Source organism: uncultured Tenacibaculum sp., from assembly GCF_947494125.1.
GTDB lineage: Bacteria > Bacteroidota > Bacteroidia > Flavobacteriales > Flavobacteriaceae > Polaribacter.
This window is the reverse complement of sequence record NZ_CANLTU010000066.1, coordinates 1-215: the sequence shown is the minus strand read 5'-3', so window position 1 is coordinate 215 and position 215 is coordinate 1. Positions and strand designations below refer to the sequence as shown.

The following is a 215-nucleotide window of genomic DNA, read 5'->3' as shown; positions in this document are numbered from 1 at the left end:
GTTAAATAATGTAATTACCATAAGTGGAACACCAACAGTTAGTGGCGTTTTTAATTATGAAATTTCATTAAACGGAGCTTGTGGAAGCGAAAAAGCAATAGGAACCATAACAGTAGGGTCAAATACTACAGCGAGTGCTGGGTCAAGTAGTCCAACAGTATGTGCAAATAGTAGTATAACAGATATTACACATACAACAACTGGAGCCACAGGAA

Annotated in this window: 1 protein-coding gene; it reads left to right on the top strand. The window is 37.2% G+C overall.

Features of this window, described 5'->3' with window-relative positions:
• A partial coding sequence (locus Q0881_RS17830) for a hypothetical protein (RefSeq protein WP_299163344.1) occupies positions 1-215 on the top strand: 215 nt, incomplete at both ends.